This is a genomic window from Vibrio sp. 10N.286.51.C3 (genome assembly GCF_003050065.1).
In the GTDB taxonomy this organism is placed as follows: domain Bacteria; phylum Pseudomonadota; class Gammaproteobacteria; order Enterobacterales; family Vibrionaceae; genus Vibrio; species Vibrio crassostreae.
Genome location: NZ_PIGC01000001.1, coordinates 152859 through 169409, shown reverse-complemented (window position 1 = coordinate 169409; position 16551 = coordinate 152859). Strand labels below are relative to the sequence as shown.

12 protein-coding genes are annotated in these 16551 nt (G+C 44.2%); 7 read left to right on the top strand and 5 right to left on the bottom strand.

From position 1 onward, the window contains the following. Window positions 1-221: 221 nt before the first annotated feature. A complete protein-coding gene (locus CWO27_RS00675) occupies window positions 222-2681 on the bottom strand; it encodes a M9 family metallopeptidase (RefSeq protein WP_107898363.1) in 2460 nt (819 codons plus the stop codon). A gap of 439 nt (window positions 2682-3120) precedes the next feature. Between CWO27_RS00675 and CWO27_RS00670 the strand changes: the two genes are divergently transcribed. Then, a complete protein-coding gene (locus tag CWO27_RS00670; protein ID WP_102432340.1) occupies window positions 3121-4332 on the top strand; it encodes an acyl-homoserine-lactone synthase in 1212 nt (403 codons plus the stop codon). After that, window positions 4325-6931 (top strand): quorum-sensing autoinducer 1 sensor kinase/phosphatase LuxN, encoded by a 2607-nt coding sequence (gene luxN / locus CWO27_RS00665; RefSeq protein ID WP_107898362.1) that lies wholly within the window; start codon window positions 4325-4327, stop codon window positions 6929-6931. The genes CWO27_RS00670 and luxN overlap by 8 nt, the downstream gene beginning before the upstream one ends. A 142-nt stretch (window positions 6932-7073) precedes the next feature. Here the strand turns inward: luxN and CWO27_RS00660 are convergent, their stop codons facing one another. Together CWO27_RS00660 and CWO27_RS00655 are read right to left on the bottom strand one after the other, a co-directional pair. After that, entirely contained in the window at window positions 7074-8267 is a 1194-nt protein-coding gene (locus CWO27_RS00660; RefSeq protein ID WP_170960801.1) for an MFS transporter, read from the bottom strand. Window positions 8268-8367: 100 nt separating this feature from the next. After that, window positions 8368-9132, bottom strand: a complete 765-nt coding sequence (locus tag CWO27_RS00655) for a helix-turn-helix domain-containing protein (protein WP_240699550.1) — start codon at window positions 9130-9132, stop codon at window positions 8368-8370. A 300-nt stretch (window positions 9133-9432) separates the two neighbouring features. Between CWO27_RS00655 and CWO27_RS00650 the strand changes: the two genes are divergently transcribed. The 3 genes from CWO27_RS00650 (at window position 9433) to CWO27_RS00640 (ending at window position 12190) form a co-directional block, all read left to right on the top strand. Beyond that, window positions 9433-10764, top strand: coding sequence for an MFS transporter (locus CWO27_RS00650; RefSeq protein ID WP_107898361.1), 1332 nt, complete (start codon window positions 9433-9435; stop codon window positions 10762-10764). 123 nt (window positions 10765-10887) lie between these two features. After that, on the top strand, window positions 10888-11769 hold the full coding sequence (locus tag CWO27_RS00645) for a DMT family transporter (protein ID WP_107898360.1): 882 nt from the start codon (window positions 10888-10890) through the stop codon (window positions 11767-11769). A 175-nt stretch (window positions 11770-11944) separates the two neighbouring features. Further along, window positions 11945-12190 (top strand): hypothetical protein, encoded by a 246-nt coding sequence (locus CWO27_RS00640; RefSeq protein ID WP_102479505.1) that lies wholly within the window; start codon window positions 11945-11947, stop codon window positions 12188-12190. A 53-nt stretch (window positions 12191-12243) separates the two neighbouring features. On the opposite strand, the gene CWO27_RS00635 is transcribed toward CWO27_RS00640, so the two are convergent. Further along, window positions 12244-13431, bottom strand: coding sequence for a GGDEF domain-containing protein (locus tag CWO27_RS00635; RefSeq protein ID WP_102479504.1), 1188 nt, complete (start codon window positions 13429-13431; stop codon window positions 12244-12246). Between the two features lie 285 nt (window positions 13432-13716). On the opposite strand from CWO27_RS00635, the gene CWO27_RS00630 reads away from it, so the two are divergent. Both CWO27_RS00630 and CWO27_RS00625 read left to right on the top strand, forming a co-directional pair. After that, a complete protein-coding gene (locus tag CWO27_RS00630) occupies window positions 13717-14505 on the top strand; it encodes a phytanoyl-CoA dioxygenase family protein (RefSeq protein ID WP_107898359.1) in 789 nt (262 codons plus the stop codon). Window positions 14506-14524: 19 nt separating this feature from the next. Further along, entirely contained in the window at window positions 14525-15514 is a 990-nt protein-coding gene (locus tag CWO27_RS00625; protein WP_107898358.1) for a zinc-dependent alcohol dehydrogenase family protein, read from the top strand. Between the two features lie 20 nt (window positions 15515-15534). Here CWO27_RS00625 and CWO27_RS00620 read toward each other — a convergent pair whose 3' ends face one another. Continuing rightward, window positions 15535-16482 carry a FecCD family ABC transporter permease gene (locus CWO27_RS00620; protein WP_065614844.1) on the bottom strand — a complete coding sequence of 316 codons (948 nt, stop codon included), beginning with the start codon at window positions 16480-16482 and terminating at the stop codon, window positions 15535-15537. Window positions 16483-16551: the final 69 nt, after the last annotated feature.

Here is a 16551-nt window from a genome sequence, read left to right as displayed (position 1 = left end):
GGAATACTCGCAATAATGTTTCATATGTAGGCAAGCTTAGACCTTAAATGTCATTACTTCATCAGAGATTATGGTGTAACTACTCTATAAATACAGAGCACTGTCAGAAAAACAAAGCCGGACACTACTGCCCGGCTTTTTACCCGTCTATTCAATTGATATTTAGATCATTTAGATTAGGTGGCGTTTTCGTTAGTGCTTTTTAATTGCTGCCTGTTTTGCTAGTGAAAGAACACCAACATCTCGACATCATCCCCATGCTGTTCAGCACTCAGTAAGAAATGCACATAGCCTTCTTCTGTTACAGGGATTTGCAGGTACTCATTGCTACCACGGTAATTAGAGGCATAATCGTGTTGCCCTGAAGTAGGCCAGTATGAACGACTTGCAAATAGATCAACGTTGCCAGCATTCGACTGTCCACTCTCAGCAACGTCACTCTTATCATTCAACCATACTCTTACCTCTTGCACGCCCTGTGGAACATAAACCGCCGCATAACGTCGTTGGTGCACGGTGAGTATTTGAGGCTGACCTGATTCCAGTATTATTGGCGTTAAATCATCTTGTTCTTGTGATGGCGGCGTTGGCGCTTCTGTCTCTAGTGATGCCAACAGTGTTACGTCATTGAAATCGGTGCGTCCTGCAATACTCATGTAGTAACGACCCGGTTTGATGAAACCCGATGACTTTGGTTCAAACGTCACCATCTCATTACTTCCATTTCCGTATTGGCTGAATTCAAAATCATAGTAATGCGCTTCTTTGTTGTAGCTCATGTAAAGATCAGCATCACCTTGGCTTTGGCCTGAAGCATGACCTTCAATCGAAACCTCAAAATGCGTGGTGTTCTCAGGTACATCGACGTAGAACAGCTGCTCACTGTACGCCTCGCCGTTCAACACTACACCTTGGTTTGCTGCAAGCACTCTGGCTTGGTCTGTCGGATTTGTGGGGTCAGTCGGTTCTGTGGGATCAGTAGGCTCTGTTGGTTCACTTGAAACAGTGTCTAGCCAACGATCAAACTCACCATTGTATTGCTGGCCAAGCACTTTCACTTGTTGCGCCCATTCTGAAAATTTGCCAGCACGAGACAGTGCCAACAAGCTCTGCACTTCTTGAGGATGTTCTTCCATCATAAAGCGCACCGCCAAGTAACCCCATCGATAGATACGGTTGGAATCATGAGAGTAGGTGGTCGCAAGCACGTCCGATAAACTCATCTTCCCGCTGCTAATCAAACCAACAGCGGCATCGTAACCTTGCTTGTAATGCATGAACTCAGCAAAACCTTCTAGCCACCACACAACGTGACCATGTGCCAAGTTGTCGCTAAAGGAGCCGTATTGGTTAAAGCGCGCATCGAGATAGTGAGTGTACTCATGCTCTAAATTGAGAATTGAAAGGTCATCGCCGTTAGCGTAACGGTAAGCGACGAAACGCGCCACGTTACCCACTTCGGCAGGGTTACCTTCTAAATACTGACCTCCGTTGTCGGTGGTATTTCCAAACAAGAATGCAGAGTAATCGGTGTAGCTACCTTTACTGTCAAACACCGCGACTTCAACTCGCTCGTTATTATCGTCGGCGACAGGTTGTTGGCCTGTGTTCGCAACTTGATGAAAGTCCGCCTCTTTTGCCGCGAGTACATCACATGCTTCAATTGATTGTGCTTGCGTTAAATCTTGAGAGCGAATAATCGCAGGCCCTTGGCACTCATGACGATTGGGAAGTACACGCATTGCTAAATCACGTTTTGCTTGCTCTAGATCCAATCCATTCAAGCCGTCTGGCGCGTAATACCCCATCATCTCAACCGCCGCTAACCAAAGCTTGTCATGCTCACTGCCAAGTGGGTTTTGTACCATCACTTGCCGCATAAAACGCAGCGCTTTGTCTTTCGTTAATTTATCTGGGCTTGCCAGCAAACGACCAGTTTCACGCACGGCGTTATAAACAAGGAAGCTCGCATCAGTATCTAAAGCCCACGTGTTATCACGGGCGAATGCTGCAAGCGTGTCGATATGCTGGGTATGGCTCGCCATGTAATCGTAGAAGTCATCTCTAGCTGCGTGCCCTGCCATTGCTCGAAACAGATTGTTTAACCCATCGACCCATTGTGAGTCTTGCGCCGTTTCTTGGTTGAAGTGACGTAATGCCGCAAGTTGCGCATCCATTGTCAGTGGCAATTGTTTAACGTTATCGACCATTAGCGTCAGGCTTTTCAATGCACCCACCTGCTCACGACCTTGATCCAACGCATCAGGGTTAGCTAAGAAAGCAATCGTCGACTGAGCAAAACGCTGACTCAACGCTTCGCTGAAGTCTTGCGCTTGCGCGTTATAGCGAACGTAATAAGCGGCACGAACAAACTCACCAAGGTTTTCAAGTTTACGGGCTTGTTCAGCTTCACCTCGGTAACGAGTTATTTCTGAGTTCAGTGCAACTTGAATGCGGCTTAGGTTTGCTTCGCTATAGATATTATCTAGTGAATTATTCGATGCAGAGAACCAAGAACTGTAGCAACTGTTGTTTGCCGAAGAGACAGCGAGTGCAAGATTGGACGCCTGTTGAAGATCAAGCACCTCACACTGATTTTGAGCAAAAGAGAAACTGGACGCACTGGCAAGCATACAAGCGATCGCCAAGCGATGACGTGGAAATAGACGGAGATGAGACATACCACACTCATTAGTTAATTATATAATTGAGCACGCTGTTATATTCCTTACAATCTATAAGGTGAATTGAGTTGCGTATGATTTATGAGCTTGGTTCAAAAAATAAACACTCAGGACCAATTTATAAATTCAAAAAGATATTCTCAGATTGAATAAATTAACTTCCACACATGATCAAACCATATAAGTGATTGAGAGCACTCTAATTTAGGGAATCATTAATTAATTCGTACATGACTAACCCATATTGTTAAGGGTCAGCACAAGTAGTAAACTTGCGCTCGATTATGCAACTTGTTTTTAAAAACAATAGACACAATTAGAGTTACGTTTGTTCATCAAAGTAACTTTATTTCAAATACTTACTATAAATCCGTGTCGAGTTGACTGGTGCAAATCAAATAAAAATAATTATATAAACCTAGGCTAGGTTCACACCATGAAATTAACGTCGTCTTTAGACTCACTATTGGCTAGCAGTCTGTCTATCGAAAAGAAACAACAAGCGCTGATCGAGCTCACGATCAACGCTTATCAGCCACAAGAACGTATCGCTCTTTTCCAAACCGTCACAGACTATCGTCGACGACTATTGGAATCGTTCTTCCCCGAACATCAACACAAAAGCCTCTCAGTTTTATTTGAACTGATGGACTATCGCGAGCTTATTCAACGCTATCCAAGTTCCTTATCGAAAGAGATGGCACTGTTAGAAGCGGCCGCAAGTCAGTGTTACATGCATTGGTTAGATTTTTGGTGTGAATGTGAAATTGCAGCCATCAAAGCAAAATCACCGTTGGACGCAAGTGCGCCCTCTCACACTGAACTCCCTATCAAAGACAGCGCTTACTATGGTGCAATCATTGAACGAATAGAAGATGATCCGCTTGTGGTACAAACACCGAGCCACCCACAAGGAATGTCCATCAGCGATGCCATTGCTTTGAGCAATCTTGAGGTGTTCATCAAGGGTGAAAAATGGTTTGAGATGCTGCCTTTATTACACCTTTCTCAGGCAGGTAAGCATTTTATTCTGCTCAAACATCCGGTCGATGAAGCCTTTCCAACACTGGTTTCCTCTGCGCTGATTCAAGACTGGTCTAAGAATGACACTTGGCTAAGTTACGCACCGCCGTTCAGCAATGAGCAATGGCAATACTGTTTACCCAATTACGGCTACGCTGAACTCGCAGGGTTACAACTTTTGACACCGCCTACACTGTCAAAATGTTACTCTCTTCCAGAATTTGACCAACAATTCCAGTTACAATTGTCCGATAAGAATGCCCTGTGTGAAGTGCTGCGTCTGACAGTCAGTGGTAATACCCAACAAAAACTCTATTTCCTCTACCTTGCTCAAAAAGAGCTGATGAGTGTATTACATCAAATAGGCTACAAAATCGGTTTTACTATTATCGAGCAACCTTTCATGCTTCAGTTTTATCAAACCATTGATTCTAAAGCATACTTCCATTCTGGGTATTGCGAATTAAATAATGATGGCACAACAATTTATCGTGGGTTCTGGAATTTCGAGATAATGGTAAAAGCGTTCAATAATGTCGATTTTCGCAGCTACAAACGCGCAGTGCGAGAAAGCCGAAAGTCATTAGAAAAATCGAGCTCGGTAAGAAAGGATGAACATGTTTGATTTCGGCCTAGAGGCGATCATCTATGCAAAAGCAATCACACTGCTTGCAACCGTGGCTGTGGTTGTCATGTGGTTGTTCTATTACTGCTATCGCCTGAAACAAAAGAACGAAGTGATTGCGGGGACACACCATGCCCCTTACATCGCGTATTCGATCTGCATTGTTGCGTGGATCAGCAGTAACGCTTATTTCCATACCGACTTATTACCGGAACTTGGGGCCCCGGCCGCCGTGTTCGCCGCAAAGTTTGCCAACCTCGCCTCTTTCTTTGCGTTTGCCTTTGCCTATTACTTCTCGTGTAAGCTCGCCGCCGAACAACGCAATGGTAAGGTTCACGCATGGCAACAAGCCATTTTCGTCACCTTAACCGTCTACTCCTTCTTTATCAATTTAAGTCCGGGGTTAACCGTTGAACACGTCACCATTGCAGGCCCAAGCCAGTTCGTGATTGAGTTCGGCCCTCAAACACCTTACTTCTTCATTGGGATGATAAGTTTTGTTGTCCTAACACTACTCAACCTCGTGGCCATGCGCACCAACAGTAGTAAGCTGACCTTAGCCAAAACCAACTACATGATCGCAGGTATCTTGGTATTCATGCTGTCCACTGCGACAATCCACCTAGGCATGACCTACTTCTTGCGTGATTTCTCGCTCACTTGGCTGCCACCAGCTTTGTCGATCAGTGAAATGTTGTTCGTTGGCTATGCCCTGCTGACCTCGCGCTTCTACAGCGTGAAATACCTTGCGTACATGAGCCTAAATGCGCTGTTGGTCTGTGCTATTTTGGTGATCCCTTTTGGCGCGATATTTATCCCGCTAACAGACAACAGTCAATGGCTCGTTGCTATCCCAATCTGTGCGATTATCGGCATCACTTGGCATGTTCTCTACAAACGAGTGAGCCACTACGCTTCCTTCTTTGTCTACGGAAACAAGAAAACGCCAGTACAGCAGATCCTCTCACTAGAAGACGATTTCAAGCTGTCGATTGATGATGCAATGCGTCGATTAGGTAGCCTACTGCAGATTCCAGAAGACAAGCTGCGTCTGGTGAACAGCAACTACAACGAAACTTTCTACGAAGATTATCTGTCTACCAACAAGTCTGTTTTAGTGTTTGACGAACTTTCTCAGGAGCTTGATTACACCGCACCAGCCAAGCGCTCAATAAAAGCCCTGTATGACAAGATGAGTTCAAACGACACCGCCTTGGTGATGCCTTTATTTGGTCAGGGGAAATCGGTCACGCACTTATTGGTGTCGTCACACAAGAGCAACGATCAGATGTTCTCTAACGAAGAGATCTCTGCCCTGCAAACCTTGTTAACTCGTGTACAAAGCACCATTGAAGCCGATAGACGCATTCGCCAAAGTCGCGCCCTTGCTAATTCTATCGCACACGAAATGCGTAACCCTCTTGCTCAAGTGCAGCTGCATTTTGAGGTGTTAAAGCAGCACATAGATAACCAAGCCCCAGCTAAACAAATCCTAAAGGATATTGAGAATGGCCAAGCGGCGATTCAACGCGGGCGGCAACTGATTGATATCATCCTGCGCGAAGTCAGTGACAGTACGCCGGAAAACGGTCCTGTGACGATGACCTCTATCCACAAAGCCGTGGATCAAGCCGTAAGCCACTATGGTTTTGAGAATGAAAAGATCATTGAACGCATTCGTTTACCACAACACGCTGATTTTGTAGCAAAGCTGAACGAAACCTTATTCAACTTCGTCATTTTCAACCTGATACGCAATGCAATCTACTACTTTGATTCTTACCCAGAAAGCCAAATTGAGATCAGCACCAACACAGGATCTTACGAGAACGTTCTAATATTCAGAGATACCGGTCCCGGCATTGATGAAGCCATTACGCATAAGATTTTTGATGACTTCTTCTCTTACCAAAAAAGCGGTGGTAGTGGCCTAGGGCTTGGCTATTGCCAACGAGTGATGCGTTCATTTGGCGGCCGGGTTGAATGCCACTCTAAGCTTGGGGAGTTTACTGAGTTCCACCTGTACTTCCCTGTGGTACCCAATGCACCCAAAGCAGACGCACTTCGTACGCCTTACTTCAATGATTGGAAAAGTAATCAAACCACAACTGAAAACAAAACCAACGTAGAAGCTAAGCCAGATAACCAAGCGGCAACGCAAAATTCAGAACCCACAAGTACATTAAAGCCAGGAAATCATTTGGCTCCAACCGTACTTATCGTCGATGATAAAGAAGTACAACGCACACTTGTTCAAATGTACCTGAATCGACTTGGCGTAAATAGCTTACAAGCCAAAAACGGTGAGAATGCCGTCGAGCAGTTCAAAACACATAAGGTCGATTTGATCTTAATGGACGTACAAATGCCAATAATGAATGGTTTTGACGCAAGCCAAATCATCAAGGCACGTTCTCCTCAAACACCAATCATTGCTTTATCTGGCGAATCAGGACAGCACGAGTTAGATATGATCAGCAAGTTGATGGATGGTCGCCTAGAGAAACCAACCTCTTTGAATGCACTGCAACACGTGCTTGATAATTGGTTGAAAAAAGGCACAACGTCTAATGCTTCTAAGGAAACAGAAAATGAATAGCTAATGGCAAGCAGGTAATGGCTAACAACTGCATTATTGGTTAATAAAAAATCCCTTCAGAGCGTACCTTGAGGGGATTTTTTTGTTAGCAAAATTAACAGCCTAAATTATCAATTCTATGACTTTTCTGAATCAAACTTGATTAAGCGACAGGCATTTCCAACGTTTTTCGCTGGCACATGTACATGACAATAATTGCGGCACTGCTCATCAGTGACAATACCCAGCTGCTCAGAACCATTACCTCGTGATTGGCCGGAACGAACGATAAACAAAACGTAAAACCAAATGCTCCAACCATCTGCAAAGCACCGTAGATAGCACCAACCTGCCCCTTGTGATTAGGAAACAAATACAATGCAGAAACGCCAGCTATCGCAAGTAAAAATGCAGAGCCAAACGCCATCAATGAAAACCCGAGTAACACTAGTGAGTAGCTATGTACGAAAAGGCTCAGAGTAATAACAGCACAGCCTACAATTTGAATCAGGCTCCCATAAACTAGAGTCATATTTTCGCTGATACGATTCTTCAGAAACTGGTTCCAAATTAATCTTGATGCAACGCTACTCGCTATCAAAACCATTGACCCAATTCCGTAATCTGCGGCCGTTAAATCAAATTGATTCTGAGCAACAAAAGAACCCGTTACTTGGAAAAGCAGTAGGCAACTCGTCCCGCTGAACATCATTGCCAAATAACACAGAAACGTTACGTTCGATGTGATGAAAGCATAGTCTTTTAGTATCTGTTTAAGCTTAATTGCATCAGGGTTCTTCTGGCTGATCGTTTCACGTTTCATAAATGTGATAATCAATAGTGTTGCGATCGATAAAGATGCCATGAAGACAAAATTACCTTGCCAACCAAAGTGTTGAGTCAGGTATCCCCCTAAAATCAGCGTTAAACCGGGTAGGCTCATAAAAAGAATCCCATACCAAGCAAGTATCCCCATGAGTTCCGTTTTTTCGAAGGCATCTTGGAGTATTGTTCGGCAGAGCAGGTAAAGGCCACCAACCCCTAAACCTTGGATGATCCTACCCAGTAACAGAATATCTATGTTATCAGCCATGAGACAAGTCATTGAACCAACGACAAAAATCGCAGATGAAAGAATAGCAACGGGCTTTCGCCCATACCGCTCGGATAACGGCCCACAGATAAGCTGGCTGCATGCTAAAGCGATAAAAAACAGACTCAACGTCTGTTGTACTAACGCCTCAGAGGTGTGGAGTTCACTTTGTATATCTGGAAAGCTTGGCGTATACATGCTCGACGCAAAAAAATAGCTCGATGCCATTAAAATGCTGATAAATATATTGGTTATTTTGGACACTCGTTTTCCCATAAACGTTAAGAACAGAGCATCATGTTAAATAGATCCTCACGTTAAGGTTTTGGGTAAAACGACACTGTGTTTACAAATTGCGCCAAGTTTAATTCTGGGGTGCTTTTTTCTGATGTTCTTTAAATGCAGTGGAGAATGAAGACAGGCTTGAGTACTCAAGTTCGAATGCAATGTCAGTTGCGCTAATGCCTTTTGCCATCATTTTTTCAGCACGTTCCATCACCACCTTTTGTCGGATATCTCGAAAAGATGCTTTGAAACTCGACAAAAAAAGTCGGTTTAAGGTACGAACGGAAGCCCCTGTTTGCTTAGATAAATCTGAGATAGACATTTTGATGTTAGGTTTGTTTGATAATGCTTCAATTACCAATAGCAGTCGTCTGTCCATCCCTCCCTTTGCAATTAGGGGGTTATTGGTTGGCTTACAAAGGATGCATTGGTCGACTAGAACGTGCACATAGTGAGTCACGAGCTTTTGTTCTGGTCCTCCATTTTCCCAAACACTGAATAGCTGAGCAACGATGGGAGATACGTCCAATATGCATATTTTAGTGATATTAGGAGTTGCAGCTTGGGGTAGGCGAAGTAAGGAAACATGTGATTGCTTTAGAAAGTCAGCACGATGTGATACGCCAGCGGGAATATAAATTAAAGAGCCGGGCATAGAGAGTAAACTGTGCTGGTCAGTTGATAGAATTTGGCAGCCTTGGTGTATAAAAGCTAAATGAGCATAATCATGAGTATGTACCTCGCCTGAGTAGTGCGATTCATGATGCTTAACAATGACTTGATAGTCGTCCAAATTAATTATTTCATCCTTTATCTTATTGATAAGCTTTAAGTATAGGCTCAATCTTAAGTAGATATTCCATCTATCTCTTTAAGTTTTCTAATTCCCGTTAACTCAATCTATCTCTTAATAAACAGAACTATTTAGGGTTTCACGCCAATAACTGTCGATTACGCGACAATGATTGAGCACCAAGCACTCTCCGGTATGATTTTTCCTTATAAAAGCATAACGCCGCAAGCCTTACCCATTCAACAGATTCTCGATAAATCAAAAAGATATTGAAGAATGCAACAATTCCATGATTTAAAAGAGTAAAAGGGTTATACATAAGAATGTATTATCTAAATTACTGAAATTATCATGACGCTCAAAGAGATTCTTAAAATTCCCAATGTCCGCTACTTCTTAATGTTTAGAAGCAGCTACTTTGCGCGTTTTTATTACCCTATATTCACCCTACTCTATTTAGATTACGGACTAACTCTCTCTCAGTTTGCCATGCTAAACGTAGTTTGGGCGGCGACCATCGTACTTGCAGAAGTTCCATCTGGGGCATTCGCCGATACCTTAGGTCGCAAACAGCTTGTAGTGTTGTCTTCGATTGTGATGTTCATAGAGATAGCCATGATCGCACTCGTACCGACCGGAGACGCTAACTTGGTGTTCATGGTATTTTTGGTCAACCGAATACTCAGTGGGTTAGCAATGGCATTGGCAAGTGGTGCAGATGAGGCATTGGCTTACGACACCTTAAAAGAACAAGGCAATGAAGAGTTGTGGCCGCGAGTGTTACAAATCCAGCTCCGTATCGCTTCTAGTGTCGGTATCTTTGTCACCTTGATCGGCGCTGCGATGTACGACGTGAACTTCATGGCGAACATCTTTCATTTCCTTGGGCTAGCCGAGCCAGAAAGCACCAAAGACCTGATGCGAATCCCTGTGTTCGCGACTCTCTTGGTCGCGTTACTCGCACTTTATGCCGCGATAAACATGCGTGAAGAAAAGAAGGTGATGCCAAGCGATCAGAGCAAATTAGCAACGACCATCGCCAGCCTCAAGTTAACGGCTGATACAGGTAAGTGGGTACTTGCTACGCCTTACGTGCTGTTCATCTTGCTCTATTACAGCTTGTTCGAACACACTTCACGCATGTTCTTAACCATGAACAGCCAATACTATCTCGCTATCGATATTCCTATTATTTATTTTGGTTTTATTGGCGCGGGAATCAGTCTGCTAAAAATCATTTTAGCGGGGCAAAGCCGGAGGTTGGCAGAAAGTATCGAGCCAAAAACCTTTATTATTGTCATGGGCTTAGCAAGTATCGCGACCTACTATTGGATCAGTTTAGGTTGGTCCATCTATGGGGTAGTTCCTGCGCTGGTGCTTATCTTTATCATCATGACGATGAACATTTTCATCAGCTACCACCTAAACAAAAAGACCGAGTCACATAACCGAGCCACCGTTCTTAGTTTCAAAGGTTTGATGTTTAACCTCGGATACGGGCTGATCGGGATCTTGTACGCTTACTACTACAAATTGGTCTCTAATAATTACACCGAGCAAGAAATAGAACAGAACCTCGCCTTCTTAGCATCGCTCTCTTCATTCTGCTATTACTTCGCCTTACTGTTCGTGTTAATCAGCGCGTTGTTTTATTTCAAAAACAAGAAACAGCCGATCTTCTGAAGAGCGCTCCAATACTGAATAGAGAATAAAGGTGAGCCTGTGGCTATAAACAGATCATGACACTTCTTATCATGTGATTTTTTGTTAGTATCACCATCAAATTACATCACACATGGAAGCGTCATGTCTTTTAGTTGGATCGCCTTTACCCTGCTTGCTGCCTTCAGCCAATCTTGGCGCAATGCCTTTCAAAGCAAACTAGCGGGCACAATGAGTGTGGCTGGCGTTACGCTGGCTCGTTTTATTTGGGCTGGCCCAATCGCACTTATTTATCTCTATTCGCTGTACCAATGGCAGCCAGTCTCCGCGCCTAATTTTTCCGGTGAGTTTGTTTTCTACATAGTTGCTGCGGCAATCATGCAGATCCTTGCAACAGGCTTGATGGTGATGCTATTTAAGCTCGAAAACTATGCGATTGGTGCTGGACTTGCCAAGTGTGAAGCTCCGGTTTCTGCTGTGCTTTCCGTGTTATTTTTTGGCACAGCGTTGACCGTTACAGGCTGGGTAGGCGTATTAATTGGCACCTTGGGCGTGCTCATCATGAGTAGCGCTTCAGGTTGGCGAAGCCTTTCCCCCAAAGTGTTTTTGTTAGGTATGGCTTGCTGTACCGCGTTTGCTTTAACGTCTCTTTGGGTTCGAGAAGCCAGCTTGAACATCGGCCTTCCCTTCCCTCATAGTGCAGCGTGGGTGCTGTTCCTAGTTATTTCTCTTCAAACAGTGATTATCTGTACGTACCTCTTTTTCAGAGAACGCGACACGTTACACCAGATATTCAAGAAGTCGAGATTGGTGGTGATGACAAGCCTAGCCAGTGTGATCGGTTCTCTTGGCTGGTTTAGTGCAATGTCACTTCAAGCCGTGCCTTATGTGAAAACGTTGGGACAAGTTGAGGTGGTCTTTATGGTGTTAATCTCTTACTTCTGGTTGGGGCAAAGTATTGCTCGCAAAGACATTGTTGCACTCATCTTACTCTCTATCGCAGCGGTATTGGTGATGTGGCAGTGATTTGAACGTCGCCATACTTGGACGTTGGGTCAAAGAGGACTGGAAATCATACCCCAGTGAAATATTCACCCACCGCATAAATATTACAGTGGCGTAAAATGATAAGAACGGCCTCCACATAATTTTTATAGTGCACGTATCAGCTATTAATCATTACCCAATAGGATACAGCCCAATGAAAACCCTTACTCAAATCGCACTAACAACGATCTTTTTTACAACCTCAATGATGGCATTCGCAGAGCCCGCGACAACAAACCAAGCCCAATTAGAAGCGTCAAGCACAACAGTGAAGCATGAAGGAATGACCGTGACGCTAACTGATAAACATTTTACGTCTACGGAAGAAACTAAAGCCACTGCCTCACAGACGTTAACGCAAAGCCAAAAAGCAGACTCAGCGCCACAGCCAACAATATAATGGCTTTATCAAAATAGTGGCGGGTCAAACTAACGCATAAAGACCTGTCATCATCAGGCAGTGACGAGTTCGTTAATATGACTAGGACAAATTGAAGTCATATTACGACCGTTTGTTTTCGCTTGATACAACGCTTTATCGGCTCGGCTAACAAACCCATTCCAACTCTCATTCGGGTGAAGCTGAGCAACACCGAAACTCGACGTCAGAAACATCTCATTTCCTTGCACTGCTGAGATCTCTGAAATAGACAACCGCAACTTGCAAGCAATAGCCTGTGCTTGTAGGAAATTAACATTGGGCAATAAAATCATTATCTCGTCTCCGCCAAAACGGAACGCACTGGCTGTAGGCGATGTTTTGATTGCACTTTGAACCATTTCAGCAAAAGACTTGATAACGAGATCACCCACTATGTGTCCGTGTTGGTCATTGATCGACTTAAAATTATCAATATCCATCATAATGGCACTGACAGGAGTAGTCCCCGCCTGCTTCATGATAACTGGAACCATTTCATCTAATGCTCTGCGGTTTCCAAGTGCCGTTAAAGGATCGCTGTAAGACAGATCATGAATAGACCTAAGCAATCTTGCATTAATCAACCAGAGCATTGTGAAGCTCATCGACACGATAAGAACAATACTCACTAAAAAGGCAAGTTGATGAATCAGCGCGGCCGTCATGAAATCCTGCAGCTCAGCAGAAAATAGCGTCACCAATACCCGGAAAGCCATAAAGCCGCCATATATCAAAAATGATAAGGCCATCATCCGAGTAGCTAAGTTCAAGTCATCACGTTGACCCTTTAACACCACAAAGGCAGTGCAAAGAGTGACAAAGGCTAAATAGAAACTAATGAGAATAATTCGAGCCTTGATGGAAGGTTCATAGTACGTGAAGTGAATAAAACCTAGCAGAAGAGCCAATATCATCAAACTGCTGAAGTAGGTACATTTTAAGGAGTATTCTCGGAACAGGCATAAACTATACAAAGCGAGATGAAAACCAAGCGCAATGACCATATTAGCACCAATAACAGTGATCCAATCCGGTAGTTCCCCTCTTAGGCTCAACATCAACGGTCCAGTTCCAATAACAAATATTGAAAAGGAAAAGCTAGAAAGCCCTTTAATTGGCTGTTGAGTGAATTGAAATAACAATAAGCCAATACAGTAAATGAAAGAGAACAAAATAATAATAAAATTAAGTGTTCTCATATCCAGCGAAAAACCATCCATGATTTTCTATCTTCCATACGCAAACCAAATCGCAACATTCTTAATAATCATGTAAACCACAAAAAGATTCACCATATGAATATTTACATTTTGTAAAGTAAGGGATGGATCACATATGCAGAGACTTTTGTCGCATGAGCCTATGACATAGATAGGCATGTAAAACTCCCCCCCATTTGGCTTCATAGCATCACTGAATCTACAGGCTTCTGCACTCGTTACTTGGTTGAATGACAACTGTCTGGCATTATGCGCCCAAGAAATCTGTGGGAACGAAGGTAGTCAGTGGTAGAAAACAGCCAACAATTAAGTGACCGTTACGACGAACATGGTTACTTTGTTATCAGAAATTATTTCAATGAAGCTCAAATTACATCGCTTAGAAAAGTCGTACTGAAATTCCATGAATCATGGAAAGCAGACAACGAAGAATTCTATCAAGAAGAAGCATTTAACTCGTCTTTAATTACGGGAAGCGAATATTTGCCTGCCGACGATAGAAGCGTGCTTTTCGACTTCATCAGCTCAAAACAAGTGATGGACGTGGTTGATGCGGTGATTCCGAACAAACCGGCATTCATGAATACACAGCTGTTCTTCAACCCAGTAAACCCGCAACAAAAAGACTTCTGGCATCGCGACTGTCAATACGACTACGACATTGATGACCAGATGAAAGTCATCATGGAAACCCAGGTACTGCATCTTCGTGTGCCCCTTTTTGATGAGCTCGGTATGGAGCTTATCCCCGGAACACACAAGCGCTGGGACAATGAAGAAGAATACAATGTTCGACAAGAAGAAAACGGCAAAGTGAGCAGTGATGATATCTCTGGCGGCAAGCAGATACCGTTAGCCGCAGGCGACTTATTGGTGTTTTCAGCGGACATGATCCATCGAGGTCTATACGGGCTAGATCGTTTAGCCTTGGATATTTTGATCTTTGACTCGGCAGCAGACTATGTCGACTACGTTGATGACGACTGCTTGCCAACGCCAGCAATGCTAAGCAATATTGCTGATCCAAGATTGTTTATGAACACGCTACACTTAAAGTCGATGCAGTACTCATAACCACAAAGGTGCCCGAACTATGACTGACACTAAGCAAAATACCCGAATTAGCCAGTTCCGTTTCGGGCAGCCGAAAGAGTCTCTAAAGCTAGAGCATGTCGCTTTAGGGGCACTAGACAAAGATAAAGTTCGAATACAAATTGAAGCGACTAACATCAACCCTAGTGATCTGTTGTCGATTTATGGTGTTGGACAGTACAAACACAGCCACCAGCCGCCGAGAGTACCGGGGTTTGAAGCGGTGGGAAAGGTTGTAGAGTCCAGCAATACCGAATTAGCAGTGAATCAGCGCGTGCTTGTGGCAACCAGTGGAACATGGCAGAACTATGTCGATGTATCACCAGACAACCTCTTCCACATTCCTCAGCACCTAGATAATGGCTACGCCTGCCAGTTGTATATAAATGCGCTCACCGCGTGGGTACTGACGACAGAAGTAGCCAAGCTAACCCAAGAAGATGTGTTGATCATCAACGCAGGCAACTCTGCCATCGGTAAGATCTTCTCCCAGTTATCAGCATCGCTCGGCTTCAACATCATTGTTGTTACATCACAGCCGAAACGATACCCAACAGCCACAAGCTGGGTATTGGATGCAAACGATGATTTAGTTAATAAAATTAAGGCCTTAGGCTTGCCAACTCCAACCGTCGCCTTTGATGCAATTGGCGGTTCACCCGGAACCGATCTTATTCACACCCTTGGCAATAATGGGCGTTTTATCAACTATGGGACGCTGTCTCTGGATTTTTACGAACCACGCTTCTTTGAGTACGCGAAAAACCAAGGTATCGATTTCAGCACCTTCTTTTTACGTTATTGGGAAGAAGCAGAAGGTAAAGATGTTCGCCGTGATAAATTCACGACCATGCTAGATCACTTCATCACAAACAACATTCAGCTCGACGTCGACCGCTACCTGCCATTCGATGAAGTGCAAACCGCGATTGATCTCATTGAATCGAAAACCACACGCTTAGATGGCAAGATCGTCTTACTGCCTGTGTAGTTTGGTGGAATTTAGCCGCACTATTTACGCCAAACAAGATACAAAACGAACAACCCGCCAAGCGCTGCTGTAACAATACCTACAGGCAGTTCTTGTGGCGCTAATATGGTTCGGCTAATCACATCCCCAAATAGTAAAAGTACCGCGCCCCACAAGGCAACCAGAGGCAGAGCTCGCTTGTGAGTGACGCCTGAAAATGGTCGTACTAAGTGGGGGACCATCAAGCCAATAAAACCGACCACTCCGGTCATCGATACAATCGACGCAGTACAAAACGCACAACAAAGAAAAATCTCGCTTTGTAGGCGGTGTACGTTGATCCCCAGTGAGCTTGTCGTCTGTTCACTCACTAACAAAGTATCGAGCTCGCGATAACGCTTGAAAATTAACGCAATCAGACATAACACGCCCGCCAAGGCAAAAATCAAATTATCCCAACGCGCGAGCCCCAAGCCTCCCATAGTCCAGAACAAAATCGAACTCGCCGCTCTTTGGTCGCCTGAATAAATCAAAAAGCTGGTGATGGCTCCGAATAGAAATGAGATCGCCAAACCACACAAGATCAAGTTGTCATTGCCCTTTTTCTTCTGCATCGAAAACAGAATCAGAACAGCGGTCGCCGACACAATACCACCCGAGAATGCAGCCAGTGGCAGCGACCAAACACCCAGAGCGTCTCCCACTTTGGTGATCACCAACACCGCACCAGCAGACGCGCCAGATGACAAGCCAAACAGAAACGGATCCGCCAGATCATTGCGTGTCGAGGTTTGAAGCAACGCGCCAACCATCGCCAGCCCTGCGCCCGCAATAACGGCTAACAATGCTCTAGGTAACCTTAGATCGATCAGTATTCGACTGGTCATATCCGGCATTGGATCAGTGAAAGAACTCAACCCTATGAGCACTTCTTTGAAAGACAAAGGAACCGAGCCAAACTGCAAACTCATCATGAAGGCGAGCAGCATAGCAGTGATACCTGTTAGCCATGCTGCCCGATATTTATCAAATAAAATCAACGGACTACTACTCTTATC